This is a genomic window from Candidatus Peribacteraceae bacterium, assembly GCA_041661065.1.
Classification (GTDB): domain Bacteria; phylum Patescibacteriota; class Gracilibacteria; order Peribacterales; family Peribacteraceae; genus CAIKAD01.
In genome coordinates this window covers 346,158-362,537 of the sequence record JBAZVD010000001.1, presented here as the reverse complement: position 1 = coordinate 362,537, position 16,380 = coordinate 346,158, and the positions used below count along the sequence as shown (strand labels likewise).

The following is a 16,380-nucleotide window of genomic DNA, read 5'->3' as shown; positions in this document are numbered from 1 at the left end:
CGTTCGCCTTCTTTGTCAATGGTGATCACTCCCCTCCCAACCCCTCCCCTGCCGACAATGCAATTGCCCTCCTTCCACACCATTACTGAGCGCTGACAGCTGGCCGCTTATCACTTATGATCCTCCTGTGTTCACCACTCCCCTCTTCTGGACTCCCCTGCTGGCGCTTGCGGTGTCCCTCGCGGCGCACGCCGCCACGCTCACGGTGTTTCCCCGCATCGGGCTCCTCGATTTTCCCGAACGGTACGGCTACGTCCGCGGACGGCTCCCCTACCCCGTCGGTATCGTCTCCGTGCTGCTGTTTCTCCTGGTCCTCACGTCCGCAAGCCCCTTCGGCTGGAACGTGCGCACCGCATGGCTCGCCGGAGCCGTCATCCTCCTCGCCGTCTTCACGCTCATCGATGACCGCAAGCCCCTCCCCGCGCCCCTGCGCCTGTTCATCCAGGCGGCCTCCGCCTTGTTCATCGTCCTCCCCGGCAACTGCCTGGGCGGCCGCATCTGCTCCGTGACGAACCCGCTGAACGGCTTCATGGGTGGCGCGGTGATCGACCTGCACGGCGCCCTGCCCCTCCTCAGCATCGCCGTAACCGTGCTGTGGCTCCTCCTCACCGTCAACGCCCTCAATTGGTTCGACGGCATCCCGGGGCAGGTTTCCGCGCTCTCGGTCATCGGCTTCCTCACCATAGGCTTCCTCTCCCTCAGCGCGCGCGTCAACCAGCCGGAACTGGCCCTCGTCTCCTTCGTGCTCGCCGGCATCGCGGCGGGATCGCTGGCTTTCGAACTGCCGGGATTGACGCTCATCGGCGACACGGGCGCCATGTTCTTCGGATTGATGCTGGGGCTCCTCACGATCTATTCGGGCGGAAAGGTGGCCACGGCGTTCCTGGTGCTCGGCGTCCCTCTCCTGGACCTCGGCATTGTCATCCTCCGGCGCATCATGAAGAGAAAGAGCCCGCTCCGGGGCAATGCGACCAACGAACACCTCCACCACCGGCTCCTGCACAAAGGGTGGCCGCGCACCGTCATTGTGGCGCTCACGGCCGGTATCGGGACCGTGTTCGGCCTCGCGGCTTTGTTCATGGATACCGTGGAAAAATTCGTCTCGGCGGGATTGCTGTTCTTGTTGATGTTACTACTCTCTTTCTATTCGCGCCCTTCTGTACACCCCACATCGCTTTCTTGATAGATGCAGGACGCCCCAGCAGGGCGTCCCTACGATGTTCCCGCCCATTACCCTATGCGCTATCACCTGATCGTATACGTCCCCGTTCCCCATGCGCAGGCGGTGCGCGATGCCCTCACGGCCGCGGGTGCAGGACGGCTGGGCAACTACGACGGCTGTTCCTTCTCCTCGCGCGGCACGGGACGGTTCCGGCCTTTGAAGGGCGCGAAACCCGCCATCGGGACCGTGGGAAAGATGGAAGAGGTGGAAGAGGAAAGGATCGAGGTGATGGTGGATGCCGCATCGGAATACGACTTGAAGGCTGTGGTTGCGGCCGTAAAGAAAGCCCATCCGTACGAGGAGCCGGCGATACACGTGATGCAGATGGCTGATGTTAAAGAATCATAGATCCCTTCGTCGGAATCCTCGGTTTCCTCGGATTCTTCGTCAATCTCCTCACTCCCCCACGTACCGCATCGGCCCGCCCAGGACGCCTTCCGGCTTGATCTCTATCACCAGCGTCTGATGGCCGAGCGGCAACACTTGCACCGTCGCTTTCCCGTTGCGGAAATCGAGCGGCGTGAGGATGGGAGGGCGGAATTCCGCGCGCCCGAAGGCCGTGCGCAAATACAGGTCATGGTCCAGCCTTCCGGATGCGGCCACATCGCCCTGCGCATCGCGCAAGATCACCGTAATGGTTTCCCACTTCCTGCCGGTGAACGTGCGGGGATGTTGGATATCCACCCCCGCCACTTCCGCGGAATACGGTGCGGAAAGCACGGAAGGAGCCGCGGAGGATGACGCCGCTGCTTGCGGTGCAACCGAGGTGACGGACGATGCCTGCGCGGAAGACGATGACGCGGCTCGTTCCTCCGTGCCTGCGGTCGCGACCAGTGATGCCTTCACCGCCACCTCCTTTTCCTCCGTCTGCCGACGCGCAAGCCGCCCGGCGATGCGCTGTTCACGGCGCTCTTCCGGCGTCAGCTGCGGATCGGAAGCCTTGCTCTGCGCCACCAGCACCGGCGCGTACTGCGCCTGGACGTAGAGCATCGGGTTCACCGTCGCGCTGTAGCCGCGGTCCTGGAACAGGCCGTTGTCGATGGCTTGGGAGAAGGAGTAGTTCGCCGCGCGCGCTTCCGCGGAGGTGAAAGGCCAGTAGGGGTGATAGGGCACCTTGGTACCGTCCCGGAACGTGTCCCGGTCGATCTGGAAGTGCAGGTGCGGACCGGAGGCGAGGCCCGTCTGTCCGCTCTTGCCGATCTGTTGCCCTTTGCCAACGATTTCCCCCTCCACCACGCTCATCTCGTTCAAGTGGGCGTAGACGGAATGGAGGACCGTGATCTTGGCGGGTTGGTCGGGATCCGGCACGTTGGGATGCCGTATGACGATGAACTTTCCGAAGCCGCCGCGGTCTTCCCCTACGCGCGTCACGATGCCGTTCATCACGCTCTGCACCGGTGTCCCCACCGGCATGCGTATGTCCGTGCCGGGGTGGCTCCCTTCGCCTTCCGCACCCGTGTCGTAGGCTCCCATGTATCCGATGGAGTAGACGTACTGGTCCTCGCCGCTCTTCTGCCGATTGCTGTTGTATTGGAGCAGCGGGACGAGGGCGCTTGCGGGGATATCCGAAAACTGCAGGGAAGAGATGCCGGCGGCGGCATGCCAGTTGCGGTAATCCGGTACGGACGCTACGGGAGGCACTGTCCCGGAATACACAATGAGACTATCATTCTGCTCGCCGAGCACCGACATCCAGAAGACCCTCCACCCATGCTGCCCCATCATGTTCCCCGTTACGAACGCCATCACCGAGAGCACCGCAATCCAGAACGTCACCCGCTGGGACAGGTACTGCATGGCGGGATGCGGCTGCTTATGGGTATGCAGGCTGCGTTTTGTGAATTGTTTGCGTTTTCTGTGCGTCATGGGATGTGTGTGAACATGTATTATGATAACATTTTATAAATAATATGTCAATTCCCGATTCCTGCTCCTTTTCCCTTCCCAACGCCGAAAGCACCGTTCATGCGGGTGCTTCCCTCGCCCATACCTTGTACCGCATGCCCCTCACCCTCCTGTTGCGGGGGGAACTGGGCGCCGGAAAGACCACGTTCTTCCAAGGTTTTGCGCAGGGCTTGGGCGTACACGCGCATGTGATGAGCCCCACGTTCGCGCTGGAACAGCGCTATGCGACGCGTGAATTGGGGGAACTCCTCCACATCGACCTCTATCGCCTCCATGCCTCCCAGGCGCGGGAACTTCTGGCCGCCACCGATGACCATCGGGGTATCCGTTGCATCGAATGGCCGGAACGGTTGGAAATGGAAACGGAAGCGGTATTCCCGGATGCCGTCTCTGTCTCCCTCTCCGATGAACCGCCTTCCTCCCGCGGGAAGGACGGGCGGCTCATCACCGTTGATTTCCGCGACATCCCCCTCCCCACGCTGCAGGAAATCGCGCAGTGGCGGACGGACGTGCTGCTCCCCACGCGCATCATCGCCCACTCCCACACGGTGGGGCTCTTCGCCAAGGCATTGGCCGTAGCGCTGTGGGGACGACACACCATCGCGCGCCCCGCCACCCTCCTGGCTGCGGGGGAACTCCATGATTTGCTGCGCTTCGTGGATTTCCGCGCGCTTCCGCACACCCGCCTCTTCACCCCCACGCCGGAGCAGGAGGAACGGTGGACGCAGTGGCGCAAGCGCTACGCCGGCTTGACCCATGAAGAAGCGGCAGCCACGTTCCTGCGTGAAAAGGGCTTTGCCGCACTGGGAGAAATCGTCTCTTCCCACGGCCTGCGCCTTCCCTCCCCCTCACGCATCACCACGGAACAGAAGGTGCTGTTCTACGCCGATAAGCGCGTACAGGAGGACGCGGTGGTGTCTCTCCGAGCGCGCTTCGACGACTTCCGGAACAGGTACGGCGAAAACGACCGCGCCGCATCCAAAGAATGGTTTGAGGAAGCGAAGCGTTTGGAGCAGGAGCTCTTCCCCGACGGCGTCCCGTATTAACCTCCTTCGGGAAACTGATCGCTGAAAACTGAAAGCTGGTCGCTGAACTCTTACAACCTCCACGGGATGATCTGGCGCCGCAGAATCCCCAGCAGGTTCCTCGCCCCTCCCGTGATGAGCCGCGGGGACGCGATGAGCGCCAGTACGCCCGCGAAGATGAGGAAGATCAGCGTCGTCTCTTCGTTGCTCAGGGGACCGGTTTGCGCGGCATCGTTCTTGGTGATGACGACGTGGCGGTAGGACCGGTAGAGGATGGCCATCTTCGCCACCAAGAAACCCGTGCCCACCAGCACGGTCCAGAGCGCGATGTCCACGGTATCCTTAAGCAGGGTGACGGGAGGCGTAGCCGCATACACGGCCAGGTTGATGCCGTAGACCAGGAGGAGGATATCCAGCAGGCTCCCGCGGATGACGCCGTACAGTGCCGCCTTCCTCTCCGCGCCGCGGGTCGTGGCGAGCACCACGTCATAGGTCATCCGTGCCACGAGCACGAGCGCGATCACCCCGAAGTTCACCAGTGATGCCACGATCGCCGTGACCACGAACAATCCCGCCTGGAATGCAGGGAGCCCCTCCCATGCCGAGAGCGAAAACCGCAGGCGGATTCGGGTCATAGGTATTGCATATATTATATAACATAATCATTCATTTGTCTATCATCCTATACCCTCACATTTCCTCAACGTATGAGCTTTTTCACCGCTCCCATCCTCTCCAAGATTTCACGCTCGAATCCCCTGCCCGTCGGCTCGTAATAATCACGGGGTTCCATCCCTACGGGAAAGTACCGTTCCCGCACCACGCCCCCTTCCGCATCGTGCGGATACTGGTACCCCTTGCCGTACCCTTGTTCCTTCATGCCCTTGAGGGGAGCGTTGCGCAGGTGGTTGGGCACCTCCAGCAAGGGCGCATTCTTGATGGCGGCCTTCGCCGCCCCCATGGCCCTGGTGACCGCATTGCTCTTGGGGGCTTGGCTCAGGTACACGCACGCATGGGCGAGGAAGTACTCCCCTTCCGGCAAGCCGACGAGCTCGAACGCCTGCCACGCGGCAACCGTCATCTGCAGCGCGCGCGGGTCGGCGTTGCCTACGTCCTCGCTCGCGAAGATGGACATCCTGCGGAAGAGGAAACGGGGGTCTTCGCCGCTCTGCAGCATTTTGAAGAGCCACAGGAGCGCCGCATCCGGGTCGCTGCCCCGCATGCTCTTGATGAAGGCGGAGACCGTATTGTAGTGGTCCTCGCCCTTCTTATCGTACCGTTTGTGCCGTTCCCCGAAGAGCTTCTGCGCCTGTTCCAACGTCACCTTCCCCCCCGCCGTAACGGCGGCGAGCTCCAGCGCGTTCAAGGCCACCCGCGCGTCGCCGTTGCTCACGGCCGCCAAATGGCGCAGCGCCTCCAGGGGGACCTTCACCTTCCCCCCGAACCCCCGCTCATCCTCCACCGCCCGCGTGAGGATGGCGACCACGTCTTCCTGCGCGAGGGGCTTGAGGAGGCTCACGCGTGAACGGCTCACGAGCGCGGGGTTCACGTCGAAGTAAGGGTTCTGCGTGGTGGCGCCGATGAGCGTTACCGTGCCGCTCTCCACGTAGGGCAGCAACGCGTCCTGCTGCGACGTGTTGAACCGGTGGATTTCGTCGATGAAGAGGACGGTGCGCGTGCCAAAGGTCTCTTTGAGGCGCTGGGCTTCCTCGCACACCGCCTTGAGGTCCTTTACACCGCTCGTCACAGCGTTGAGCTGCACGAAGCTGGCTTCCGTGGTTTCGGCGATGATTCGCGCCAGCGTGGTCTTGCCCGTCCCCGGCGGCCCCGCCAAAATCACGGACCCCAGCCGGTCCTTCTCGATGGCCGCACGGAGCGCCGTCCCCTCCCCCACGATCTCCTGCTGTCCCACGAATTCCGCGAGCGTCCGGGGACGCATGCGGTAGGCAAGGGGTTCAGAGGAAGCCGGAAGGGACGTTGCCTTCGCCATTGGAGGAAATGATAGCAGTTCTACAGGAGTATTGAGTATTGAGGGCACAAGAACAAATGCGCCTCCAAATTCTAGACGCAATACCATCATTCATCCTTCTACGGCAACATCCTGCAGGATTTCCTGCGCATGTCCCTTGGGCACCACGTTGTCATAGATCTGCGCAATTTCCCCCTCCGGGTTGATGAGAAACGTCACGCGCTTATGGAGGAGGGATCCCGCACCGTACAGCCCGTGGATATGCCGGTCGGGATCGGAGAGGAGCGGGAACGGCAACCGGTGATGCTCCGCAAACGCCCGGTGGCTCTCCACGGTATCGGCGCTCACCCCCCACACCGTCGCCCTGCCCCGGTAGTCTTCTGCGGCGTCCCGAAACGAGCACGCTTCTGCGGTGCAGCCCGCCGTCTCGTCTTTGGGGTAGAAGTAGAGTACCACCCATTTTCCGCGCTCATCGGAAAGGCGGTGGAGTCGCCTCTCCTGGTCCGGAGCCTCGAAGTCCGGCGCTGTGTCCCCTATGCGCAGCATCATTTTCCCATCCTACGCAGGGTGCGCCTGCCCCTCAACGATATGAGCTTCTTTCTTAGAGGGGACGAGCCCTTCCAGCGCCTGCTTGAGCTCCCGCTCCCCCCGTTCCGCCAGTTCCAAGAGCGCACCCTGCAGCTCCGTCTCCTTGAGGGAAGAGAGCTTGTCCCGTTGCTCCTGCACGAATGTCTCGAAGGGTATCCCCAGCGCAAGCGCGGCGAGCGCGCCGTGGTAGCGGGCGGAGAGGACGTAGGAACTCTCGCGCAGGTGCCGCACGAGACCTTCCAACGTGCGCACTTCCCACAGTTCCGCCACGGGCATGGCTTCCTGCAGCTCGCGGCACACCGCCTTCTCCCCCGGATGGTCGGGATGGAGAGAGAGGATGTTCACCCCCTCGTACTTCCCGCGCCGCAGGAGCAGCTTGGCGTACTCCACGTACGCCGCCGGGGTGTTGTGCCGCGGGATCATGCTGAAGACTTTCCCCGACCGCGCCGTTTGCTGGTCCTCGTGGAAGAGGAGCAGGACGGGGTCGAAGGACTGCATGGCACGGACGGCGGGGACGAGTTCCTTCACGCGGTCGAACGAATGCGCATCGCGCACGGAGACGAAGCGCGCTTGCCGCAACACCCGTTGCGTCCACCGCCTGCCCTTCTGCGTACGGAACGGCCCAACGCCCTGGAACGTGAGGAGAAGCGGTTTGCGGAGGATGCGCGCAGCGGACGCATGGAGCCCCCAAATGACGCAAGCGCGCACGGATTCCACATCCGTAAACAGGGTGCCGCCCCCAAACACCACCGCGTCGCAGCGGCGCATCGCGCGCACCGTCCTCCACCACCGCAATGCCAAGAACGACCGTATGCCCGCCGGAATGCGCGGCACTTCCCGTTCCCCATGGGGGTTGCCGCTCACCACGATCCACTCCACCTCGGGGTACCGGCGCAAGAAGTACTCCTTCAGGAGCTCATCCCCCAAGTTGCCTACGCCGTAGTTGCCGACAAGGAGGGCCTTCATCGAAGGCGTATCGTAGCAGCTTTTCGCCCTGTCAAACAAACCCTTGGTTCCTTGGCATGGTGCGATCCTCGTTGTATTCCTCCCCTCACGCCTCACTCTTCCCTGCGTCCGGCTCCGCAACGGGAGGAACTTCCTCCTTTGCCACCGCCACAGCGAACTCATCGGCGCTGGTGAAGCGCTCGCTCAAACGCGCGGATTTTCCGGCGCGTCCCCTGAGGAAGTTGAGCTTCGCGCGGCGGACTTTGGCCACTTTCTTCACGTCGATCTTCTCCACCATGGGGGAATGCAGCGAGAAGATGCGCTCCACACCCACGCCGGACGCCACGCGGCGCACGGTGAAGGTGGCATCCGTCGACACGTGGCCGTTATGCACGCCGATCACCAAACCCTCGAAGATCTGCACGCGTTCCTTCTCCCCTTCCTTGATGCGCTCATGCACACGGACGGTGTAACCGGGCTTGAGCTCCGGCCTGCTTTTCTGGAATCGTGCCGCCTGTGCGTGAAGAACTGCTCCTGTCATAAGCCGGGAAAGGCTATAGGAACCCGCGGGTGTTGTAAAGGCCTCTGAACGATCGTTTGAGCGTTTCTCGACCCTTTCTCGTTGTTCGTTGTTCGAGAGTTCCGTCAGGGTGTGCTGTGGCGGTTAAGCGATAAACGATACGTGGTCGAACAACGAGAAACGTTATCGTCCCTGAGCCTCCGCAATCTGCTCCTGCATGGCGTTGTGGACGATGAGGTGGCGGGGGTCGTTGAGGATTTCCAGTATGAAACGGTCCTTGAGGCTCAAGCGGTAGAGGAAATCCGCTTCCGAGAAGATGGAGTATTTGACGTTCTTGAGCGTGGGTTCCTGCGAGAGGAGCGCTTCCAGTATCTCCTTCTTGAGCGTCCCCACCACCAACAGGTCCACTTTGCTCTCCGTTCCCGTCAGCATCCCGGCCAGTACGATGAGTTGGACGGTGGGCAGGTTCTTGAGGCTGGCGATGGCTGGGCTTTCCGGCTGGATTTCCTTGCTGAAGATGCTGCGCAATTCCCCGTAGAACGGGAAGGTGGAGTCCACATGGTAATACTTCTTGCGGTTGCGGTGCCTTGAGCGCACCAGCCCGATGCGGCGCAAATTCTCCAACTCGCGACGGATGGAGTTGATCTGTTCCCCCAGAAGCCGGGTGAGTTCGCGGATGAAATATTCCTGTTCCGGATGCAGCAAAAACGTGGAGAGGAGCTTGACCCTCGTCTGGGAACTGAACAGCGCTTTGAGCACCGTGGACGACATGTTCACAAACATTACTCATAAACACCCCCACAGTGCAAGAAAAGTATACACGGCTTTGAATATCATTGTTGTTCTTATATTACGGCTATCGGAAGCCATATATCAACATTGTATATACAGATTATGACCTACCCTTGAACACAATTTCTACTCGCCTGTTATTTCCCTTTATGGTCAAACACTATTTACATCGTTCTATCAGGACGTGCCGATAGGTGCTTTTTGGCATGTGCAACTGCATTGTTAGGTCTCCCAAAACATGGTATCCTATAGAGAATTGCTGAACCCCCTTTCGGCACCTTCACACGCAGCGAACAAACGCACATTCCATGTCCTCCCGCCAACCTCCGAAGGCGTTCACGGGGAAGACCCTCCTCCGAGGGGGATCCCTGCTGTTCTTGGCCTTCTTGATGACCGGTGGTGCATGGGACGGCTTTGTGGCTGTGCCGGATGCCTTTGCAGCCATGCCGAACGCCAATCTTGAAGGCATCGTCACCGGCATTTCTGTCCTGGTCCAGTTCCTCATCACGGGCTTAAACGTCCTTCTGTGGCTTCAGGTGAAGCTTCTGGAAATCTTGATAGACCCCGCATTCGTCCTCAACCTCCAGAACCCGGAGATGAATGCCTTCGAGGAAATGCTGAGAAAGGTGTGGCAGTTCTGCCGCGATATTGTGAACGTTGCCATGGCCTTTGTGCTCATCGGTGGCGCCATTATGACCGTCGTGACCGCCAATTACGAGAATATCAAGAAACACGCGCCCACCTTCGTCATTGCGCTGATCGTGGTGAACTTCACATGGTTCATACCGCGCGTGATACTGGATGTAGCCAATATCCTCACGAATACGGTGTACAACATCCCCGAGGCTTTGGGAACCGGAGACTGCGTCTCCACGGGCATGACGGCGGAGGGCAACGAATTCTTCGAACCATGCCGGGTCCTCAAGGACGTCAAATTCTTCGAGGATGCCGAGAATATAGCAGACAGCGAAACGTGGCACTGTATCAAGGACCTCATTTGCGTAGAGCTGGTGGAATACAACGAAGCCACCTCCCCTTCCACGCTCGTCCTCAACGGCCTTGTGGTCAATTACTCGCAACTCAAGAACCTTACCGACCCCTCGGTGATCCAGGGCGAAACAACACAGATTTCGCAGGTCATCGCCTTCATCGTGAAGATGGTGGTGGTGCTCCTCATCCACGTGGCTCTGTTCTTCCCACTGCTGGCGCTGCTTGCGGCTTTCGTCATCCGCATACCCATACTGTGGATCACCATCGCCTTCATGCCGTTTGTGGTGCTGGGGTACGTATTGAAAGGGAAGTTCAAGCAGTTTGACCCCATTGAGAAGATCCTGCACACCTTTTTGGCCTCCGCCTTCCTCCCCGCCATCACGGCAGTCCCCCTCGTCATCGGATTCATCATGATCAAGGCCGGGAGCGAACTCCCCATACCGACGGAGATTGAGGCCCTTAAATTCCCGCTCTTTGCAGAAATGAGCAGCCTGTGGACACTCATCTGGCTGTGCATGTCGCTCGGCGTCATGTGGATAGGAGTGTTCACGGCGCTCCAGAGCCAAAAGGTGGGATCGGGCATTGTGAAGAGCATTCAAGGCGCCGGAGAAGGGCTGGGCAAGTTCGCCATGAAGGCCCCGCTCGGCTTGCCGTTCCTGCCTGTGCCCAGTTCGCTCGGCGGCGGCACGGCTTCCGTCATGCAATTGGGCATCCGAGCCAAGCAAGCGCAAACGACGCTCGCTGCGACGGGAAGAACCGACCAGGCCTTGGCGACGTTGACCGGGCAAACCGGATCGATGCCCAAGGAAGAGCTCCAGCGTTTGATGGAGAGCGGCGAAGGGACGCGGGTGACGAACCAAATCAAAGTGGACCTCCGGAGCAACGAATACCAGACCATCATCAATAAAGCGGGGGCTCCCACGGTGCCCGAAAGGGAAAAGCTGGAGCAATTCGTCAGCGGCGCCCTGAAGAAGGTCAGGGACCTGGCGCCGCACGACACGCGCATGCAAGCGATGACAGATGAGGAGTTGCAGGAACAGATGGCAACGGTGATGCCGGAGATGCGCAGCGCCTTGAACAAGATCCGTGAGGCCACGGCTCCTCCTCCTGCCCCCGCCCCCGCACCCGCCCCGGTGCCTCCCCCGCCTCCCCCGGCGGGCACTCCGTAACGTCCCATGGCAAGCCTCTCTCCCGACCAACTGCGGCCGCAGCAGGATCCCCCCCCGGATGCGCGGTTGGATGCGTTCCGTCTTCCGGAGGACCTCCGGAACAAGCGCGCTCTTGAGCGTGAACAGGCGGGCAACCAAACGGCGGACCGGCGCGCCCGCATGAATGTGAAGATGCTGTTCGCGCAGAGGGAGAAAGTGCTCAAGGAAACGTTCTCCACAGCGGAAATGCAGAACGCACTGGATGCGGCAACGGAAGACCTCCTTCGCCAAATGGAGCAATCGGAGGACAAGTTCTTTAAGGAACGCATAACCAACCTCAAGCAAATCCGCAAACTTGCGGCGCCCAAGGAAAAAAGGCCCTTCGACCTCATGAGCCTGAGCATGGGTATCAACTACGAACTGGAAGAGATCCGCAAGGCGCTGGAGGGAGGCATCTACGCACCGGGGGAACCCGCGTTCCAAACGCTCCGGAATGAACAGTCTTTCCTGGAAAACCTCCTGGGGCAGATCGGCGTGGACAGGAAGATGATGCAACAGTATTTGGATCCCTTCCCCAAGGACGAGCACCGCAAGAAGCTGGATAAGGACGTGTCGCAGATGGGACGGGTGCACATGGTGCTGGTAGGTGGCGCCATGGCGCTCTTGACGGGCGTTGTTGCCTACCTTGCGAACAGGAAATCTCCCAACTTCAACAGCAGCTTGGTCTGGCTCTTTCCAACGGTTATAGGGGTAATGGGGATGGAACGGTTTACAGCCTCCAGAGGTGATTCCATCCGCAAGGAATACTCTTTCATGGATGAAAATTCCTCATTCATCGCCTACGCCTCCAAATTCCCCGGACAATTGGAGCAAGCGGCTTCCCAACTCATGAAGAAAGAGAACGCAAAGGAAGCACGGCACCTTGTGGGTATCCTCAAGGAGAAGAGCAAGAAAGGTTCCGAAACGCCCGAGGAATGGGAACAGAGGAAGATCGCTGCAAGGGAAGATATAAAGCGGCTCCTCAACCCCAACCGCGGCACAACGGGGGGACAACTCTCGCCTTCCTTGGAGGACGCCATGCTGCTGGATGAAAGGGGTTTCGTACGCTTCGCCCTTCCCCTCATCGATTCCCCTCTCAGCACCGAAACCCAACAGGTTGTCCTGCGCTACCTGCGCGACGGGATCATGCCCCGGGAGTTGTACAAAACGCCTCCTTCCGACATCGCGGCTTCCGGCGGCATCCCGTCCGTTACGCCCCCTCTTTCTTCCTGAACTCGCGGCTGTACGCCTCCAGTACGTCGCCCTCTTGCACGGGAACGGCGCTTTCCACGCGCATGCCGCACTCGCTGCCTTCCTTGGCTTCCTTGATGTCCTTGTCCACGTGCTTGAGGGAGGAGATGCGCCCCGTTCCCACCACCTGCCCGCCGCGCAGCAAGCGGAACGGGACGCGCTTGAGCGTGCCGTCCGTCACCTTTCCTCCCACAATCTGCTCATTCTTCTTCTGGAAGAACACCCCGCGCACTTCCAAGTGGCCCAGGACCTTCTCCTCTTCCACCGGCTCCACGAGGCCTTTGAGGAGCGCCTCCACCTCGTCCAAGAGCTCGTAGAGGATCATATACTCACGGACTTTGACGCCCTCGCGCTCGGCCGTCTTCTGCACTTCCGGCGGCACGTCCGCGTGGAACGCCATCACCACCCCGTCGCTGGCCGCCGCCATCATGATGTCGCTCTCCGTCACCGTGCCCACCCCCCCGTGGATCACCTTCACGTTCACTCCCCCCTCGCCGGTCAGCTTGGAGAGGGCGTCGGTAATGGCTTCCTGTGAGCCCTGGGCATCGGCCTTGAGCACCACCTTGAGTTGCGCGGCCTTCCCCTCGCTCAAGCGGCTCACGAGGTCCGCAAAGCTGCGCTTGCGCGCCCGTCCGGCCTGGTCCTGCACGGCTTCCAGCAGTGAGCGCGCCTCCCGTTCGGAGGGCACCACCTGCAGGATATCCCCCACCCTGGGGACGCCCGCAAAACCGGAGACGCGCGCGGGCCCGGAAGGGGTGACGGCGTCCAAGCGTGTGCCGGAGGCCTCGATCATGGTGCGCACGCGGCCCATCGTCTGCCCGCAGACGAAGATATCGGTGAGCTTGAGCGTGCCCGTGTTGATAATGACGGTGGCCAGGGGGCCCAGCGCGGAATCCAGCCGGCTCTCGATCACCGTCGCCACGGCGGAACGCTGGGGGTTCGCCTTGAATCCCTGGACCTCCGCGATGAAGAGGATGTGGTCCAGGAGGTCGGGTATGCCCTGCTTGGTGACGGCGGACGTGAGGATCACGGGGATGGTGCCGCCCCACTCCTCGGGCTGCAGGCCTTGCGCCGCCAGTTCCCCCTTCACCTTCTCGGGGTCCGCCCGCTCCTTATCGATCTTGCTGATGACCGCGATGATGGGGACTTCCGCGTCCTTGGCGTGGTTGATGGCTTCGATGGTGGTGGCGCGCACTCCTTCCTCCGCGGAAACGAGCAGGATGACGATATCCGTCACTTGCGCCCCGCGCGCGCGCATGGCCGTAAAGGCCTCGTGGCCGGGAGTGTCCAGGAACGTGATCTTCTTCTTCTCGGTACTCCCGCTCATGGCGTGCTCCACCTGGTAGGCGCCGATGTGCTGCGTGATGCCCCCCGCCTCCTGCGCCACCACGTTCGTCTGGCGGATGGCGTCCAGGAGCGCCGTCTTGCCGTGGTCCACGTGCCCCATCACCACCACCACGGGGGGACGGTCCACCAGGTTCTCGGGGTCCTCCTTGAGGAGTTCCTCCAGGTTGCGGCTCAGGAGGTCTTCGGCTTTGGCCGCCCTCTGCTCCCGTTGCACCGTGATGCCCATTTCCGCCGCCACGATGGCCGCGGTGTCGTAGTCGATGGACTGCGTGACGGTGGCCATGATGCCGTTCTTCATGAGCGTCTGGATGAGCCGCGGCACCTGCACTCCCAGCTTCTCCGAGAGCTCCTTGACGGAAATGGCGTCCGGCAAGAGGACGACCCCCTCCTTCTTCTTGATCTGCTCCTGCACCTCAGCCACGCCGGCCGGACGCTTCTGCGCCAGGCGTTGGACCTCGGCTTCCCTGCGCTGCTCCGTGCGTTCCGCCTTGGTGTGCTCCATCTGCTTCTGCTCGCGCTTGATGGCCTCCTTGGAGACGTCATCCAGGGAGAGCTTGCGCAGCACGTTGAGCGCCTCCGCATGTGTCGGGCTTTCGCGGGACATGACGCCGATGGAGCCCACAGCGTTCCCCGGAGCCGCTTTCTCCCCTTCCTGCACTGCGGATCCGGCCGCTTGGTCCGCCCCTTCACCGCCCTCCGCTGCGGCAGGCTCCGCCCCGCCCTCCTCCTCATCCGTATCGGGCTGCAGGCCGATGGTCTCGGCATTCACGGAGAGGTTGTACTTGGTGGCCAGGAAACGCACGATGCCCTTGGCGAGGCCTTCGGGGATTTCCCTGTCCGTCGGCTTGACGCCAAAGTTCACCTGCATCAGTTCCTTGCGGAGCTGCTGCCCGGTCATACCCAATGCTTTTGCCACCTGCACGAGGCGCATAGGTTCGGAGAAAAGGGGAACGAACGTGGAAGAGTGTATCAGGATTGCGTCAACTCTTCCACAATATCCTTCTCCTTTCCCTTTCCGGTGGGAGGCGGAGCAACGGGCCGTTCCGGTGAAGCAGCCGCCGGCGCCGGATGAACCCCCGTCTGGTCGCTGACCGCCCTGTCCTCCGTAGCCTTGGCGAAGGAGGATGAAGGCTGACCGCTCGTCGGCATCTGATCACTCTCCCCCTTCTGCCTCCGCATACCTTCCTTGATCTTCTGTATGCACTCCAGGACTTGCAGTTGGAAGTTGCCGAAATTCCGCACACGGAACCCCGCTGCGCGCGCGTGCCCGCCCCCCCCGTACGTTTCCGCGGCGAGGCGCGTGGCATCCACAGCAAGGGACGAGCGCATGCTCGCCTTGAGGCTGTTCTCTTCCGTCTCCGTGAAGAGCACGTACACGTCCGCGCCGGGGATGGTGGAGATGAGTTCGTCCAGAATGCCGTGCGTTTCCGGCGCTTGCGCTCCCATTTCCTGCAGGTCTTCCTTGCTCACGGCGGACCACACGATGCCCGCGACGGGATCCATTTGGATCCGGTTGAGCGCGCGGCCCCAGATCTTGAGCGTGGAGAGGGGCTTGGTCTTGTAGATGCTCCGGATGATCTCCTGTTGGCGCGCGCCGCGCTCCAGGAGTTCCGCCGCCACCTCCAGCGAACGCGGGGTGGTATTGGGGTTCTGGAAGCTGCGCGTGTCCGTGATGAGCCCCGTGAGGAGCAGCGTGGCCAAGTCCGCCGTCATCCGCTCGCGGAACTGCGGCACCTGCATGAACCAGTGGTACAGGATTTCGGTAGTGCTCGCGGAGGTTGGGTCCAACAGGTGGATCTGCCCGTAGCGCACATTGCTCACGTGGTGGTCGATGTTCAGGATGGGCACCTCCGAGAAGAGGTCCATGTGGTCCGTGTACACGGAACCCAGGAGCGACAAATCCGCGGAATCCACGACGACGATGAGATCATACTTCTTCTCCCCTTCCCCGAACGCCACGGCGGAGCTCTTCACCTTCCCCCGCTTGGGCACCACGATGATGTTCACGCGGCGGTCCTCCACCGTGTAACGCAGCTTGTCGATTTCCACCCCCTCCTCCATGTTCACGGTGATCACGAAGTTCTGGCTCTCCGCAATCTCCCGCTCCAGCTTCTCGAACCCCGGCATAAACTTGAAGGAATCCGGGGGGGTATCGGGGCAGATGACCGTCACGTCTTTCCCCAGGCTCCGGAACATTTCGTAGCACGCCAAAGCGCTGCTCAACCCGTCGGGATCCACATTTGCGTGCGGGACGACCAGTATGCGCTGGTGGTCCGTTACGGCCTTAAGGGCTGCTGCGATGGCGGGGGGAGAGACAGTCATGCGTTAACTTGTTATTATAACATATTATCATTACTTACACAACTCTTCCTCCCTGCCCATGGTTCCTGCTGGTATGCATAAAAGGAAGGTATGAAAGCATACCCATGGGAAAAAACCAACAACATCTGCGGGTGATGTTCAACGGTTGATGACGCGCAGGTTGTCTGAATGGTCGGGACGACTGGACTTGAACCAGCGACCTCTTGCACCCCATGCAAGCGCTCTAGCCAACTGAGCTACGTCCCGAGTAGTGCCTATGGTACCAATGAGTGCTTCTGAATGAAGCCAACTGCCTGTCCTCCGTAGCTCCGCCGAAG

At 61.1% G+C, this 16,380-nt stretch carries 13 protein-coding genes, 1 tRNA gene and 1 pseudogene; 5 read left to right on the top strand and 10 right to left on the bottom strand.

Annotated elements, in window-relative coordinates; all coding sequences use genetic code 11:
* Positions 1–127: 127 nt before the first annotated feature.
* Positions 128–1,183 carry an MraY family glycosyltransferase gene (locus tag WC698_01615; GenBank protein MFA6038942.1) on the top strand — a complete coding sequence of 352 codons (1,056 nt, stop codon included), beginning with the start codon at positions 128–130 and terminating at the stop codon, positions 1,181–1,183.
* A 54-nt stretch (positions 1,184–1,237) separates the two neighbouring features.
* Complete coding sequence (locus WC698_01610; GenBank protein ID MFA6038941.1) at positions 1,238–1,570, top strand: hypothetical protein; 333 nt, start codon at positions 1,238–1,240, stop codon at positions 1,568–1,570.
* A gap of 48 nt (positions 1,571–1,618) precedes the next feature.
* Here WC698_01610 and WC698_01605 read toward each other — a convergent pair whose 3' ends face one another.
* Positions 1,619–3,088 (bottom strand): M23 family metallopeptidase, encoded by a 1,470-nt coding sequence (locus WC698_01605; GenBank protein MFA6038940.1) that lies wholly within the window; start codon positions 3,086–3,088, stop codon positions 1,619–1,621.
* A 44-nt stretch (positions 3,089–3,132) separates the two neighbouring features.
* On the opposite strand from WC698_01605, the gene tsaE reads away from it, so the two are divergent.
* The gene (gene tsaE, locus WC698_01600) at positions 3,133–4,173 is read left to right on the top strand and encodes a tRNA (adenosine(37)-N6)-threonylcarbamoyltransferase complex ATPase subunit type 1 TsaE (protein MFA6038939.1); all 1,041 of its coding nucleotides are present in this window, start codon (positions 3,133–3,135) and stop codon (positions 4,171–4,173) included.
* A gap of 50 nt (positions 4,174–4,223) precedes the next feature.
* On the opposite strand, the gene WC698_01595 is transcribed toward tsaE, so the two are convergent.
* From WC698_01595 to WC698_01570, 6 genes and pseudogenes are all read right to left on the bottom strand, one after another.
* Positions 4,224–4,787, bottom strand: coding sequence for a hypothetical protein (locus tag WC698_01595; GenBank protein ID MFA6038938.1), 564 nt, complete (start codon positions 4,785–4,787; stop codon positions 4,224–4,226).
* Positions 4,788–4,852: 65 nt separating this feature from the next.
* Positions 4,853–6,142: a replication-associated recombination protein A gene (locus WC698_01590; GenBank protein MFA6038937.1), complete on the bottom strand. Its 1,290-nt coding sequence runs from the start codon at positions 6,140–6,142 to the stop codon at positions 4,853–4,855.
* Between the two features lie 90 nt (positions 6,143–6,232).
* Positions 6,233–6,670: a peroxiredoxin gene (locus tag WC698_01585; GenBank protein ID MFA6038936.1), complete on the bottom strand. Its 438-nt coding sequence runs from the start codon at positions 6,668–6,670 to the stop codon at positions 6,233–6,235.
* A gap of 9 nt (positions 6,671–6,679) precedes the next feature.
* Positions 6,680–7,675: a polysaccharide pyruvyl transferase family protein gene (locus WC698_01580; GenBank protein MFA6038935.1), complete on the bottom strand. Its 996-nt coding sequence runs from the start codon at positions 7,673–7,675 to the stop codon at positions 6,680–6,682.
* Positions 7,676–7,853: 178 nt separating this feature from the next.
* Positions 7,854–8,195, bottom strand: a pseudogene (gene rplS / locus WC698_01575) (50S ribosomal protein L19).
* 162 nt (positions 8,196–8,357) lie between these two features.
* The gene (locus tag WC698_01570; protein MFA6038934.1) at positions 8,358–8,945 is read right to left on the bottom strand and encodes a winged helix-turn-helix domain-containing protein; all 588 of its coding nucleotides are present in this window, start codon (positions 8,943–8,945) and stop codon (positions 8,358–8,360) included.
* A 329-nt stretch (positions 8,946–9,274) separates the two neighbouring features.
* Between WC698_01570 and WC698_01565 the strand changes: the two genes are divergently transcribed.
* Positions 9,275–11,125 (top strand): hypothetical protein, encoded by a 1,851-nt coding sequence (locus tag WC698_01565; GenBank protein MFA6038933.1) that lies wholly within the window; start codon positions 9,275–9,277, stop codon positions 11,123–11,125.
* A gap of 6 nt (positions 11,126–11,131) precedes the next feature.
* Positions 11,132–12,376: a hypothetical protein gene (locus WC698_01560; GenBank protein ID MFA6038932.1), complete on the top strand. Its 1,245-nt coding sequence runs from the start codon at positions 11,132–11,134 to the stop codon at positions 12,374–12,376.
* Here WC698_01560 and infB read toward each other — a convergent pair.
* The 3 genes from infB to WC698_01545 all read right to left on the bottom strand — a co-directional run bounded on the left by infB (position 12,354) and on the right by WC698_01545 (position 16,309).
* Complete coding sequence (infB, locus tag WC698_01555) at positions 12,354–14,672, bottom strand: translation initiation factor IF-2 (protein ID MFA6038931.1); 2,319 nt, start codon at positions 14,670–14,672, stop codon at positions 12,354–12,356. The two genes, WC698_01560 and infB, sit on opposite strands and share 23 nt — an antisense overlap.
* 38 nt (positions 14,673–14,710) lie before the next feature.
* The gene (locus WC698_01550; protein ID MFA6038930.1) at positions 14,711–16,063 is read right to left on the bottom strand and encodes a DHH family phosphoesterase; all 1,353 of its coding nucleotides are present in this window, start codon (positions 16,061–16,063) and stop codon (positions 14,711–14,713) included.
* Between the two features lie 169 nt (positions 16,064–16,232).
* Positions 16,233–16,309, bottom strand: a tRNA-Pro gene (locus WC698_01545).
* Positions 16,310–16,380 lie beyond the last annotated feature (71 nt).

Excerpts from the sequence above, each read along its gene's own strand:
- WC698_01610 (MFA6038941.1), top strand. The coding sequence starts at position 1,238 with ATGCGCTATCACCTGATCGTATACGTCCCCGTTCCCCATGCGCAGGCG.
- WC698_01605 (MFA6038940.1), bottom strand. The coding sequence starts at position 3,088 with ATGACGCACAGAAAACGCAAACAATTCACAAAACGCAGCCTGCATACC.
- tsaE (MFA6038939.1), top strand. The coding sequence starts at position 3,133 with ATGTCAATTCCCGATTCCTGCTCCTTTTCCCTTCCCAACGCCGAAAGC.
- WC698_01595 (MFA6038938.1), bottom strand. The coding sequence starts at position 4,787 with ATGACCCGAATCCGCCTGCGGTTTTCGCTCTCGGCATGGGAGGGGCTC.
- WC698_01590 (MFA6038937.1), bottom strand. The coding sequence starts at position 6,142 with ATGGCGAAGGCAACGTCCCTTCCGGCTTCCTCTGAACCCCTTGCCTAC.
- WC698_01585 (MFA6038936.1), bottom strand. The coding sequence starts at position 6,670 with ATGATGCTGCGCATAGGGGACACAGCGCCGGACTTCGAGGCTCCGGAC.
- WC698_01580 (MFA6038935.1), bottom strand. The coding sequence starts at position 7,675 with ATGAAGGCCCTCCTTGTCGGCAACTACGGCGTAGGCAACTTGGGGGAT.
- WC698_01570 (MFA6038934.1), bottom strand. The coding sequence starts at position 8,945 with ATGTCGTCCACGGTGCTCAAAGCGCTGTTCAGTTCCCAGACGAGGGTC.
- WC698_01565 (MFA6038933.1), top strand. The coding sequence starts at position 9,275 with ATGTCCTCCCGCCAACCTCCGAAGGCGTTCACGGGGAAGACCCTCCTC.
- WC698_01560 (MFA6038932.1), top strand. The coding sequence starts at position 11,132 with ATGGCAAGCCTCTCTCCCGACCAACTGCGGCCGCAGCAGGATCCCCCC.
- infB (MFA6038931.1), bottom strand. The coding sequence starts at position 14,672 with ATGCGCCTCGTGCAGGTGGCAAAAGCATTGGGTATGACCGGGCAGCAG.
- WC698_01550 (MFA6038930.1), bottom strand. The coding sequence starts at position 16,063 with ATGACTGTCTCTCCCCCCGCCATCGCAGCAGCCCTTAAGGCCGTAACG.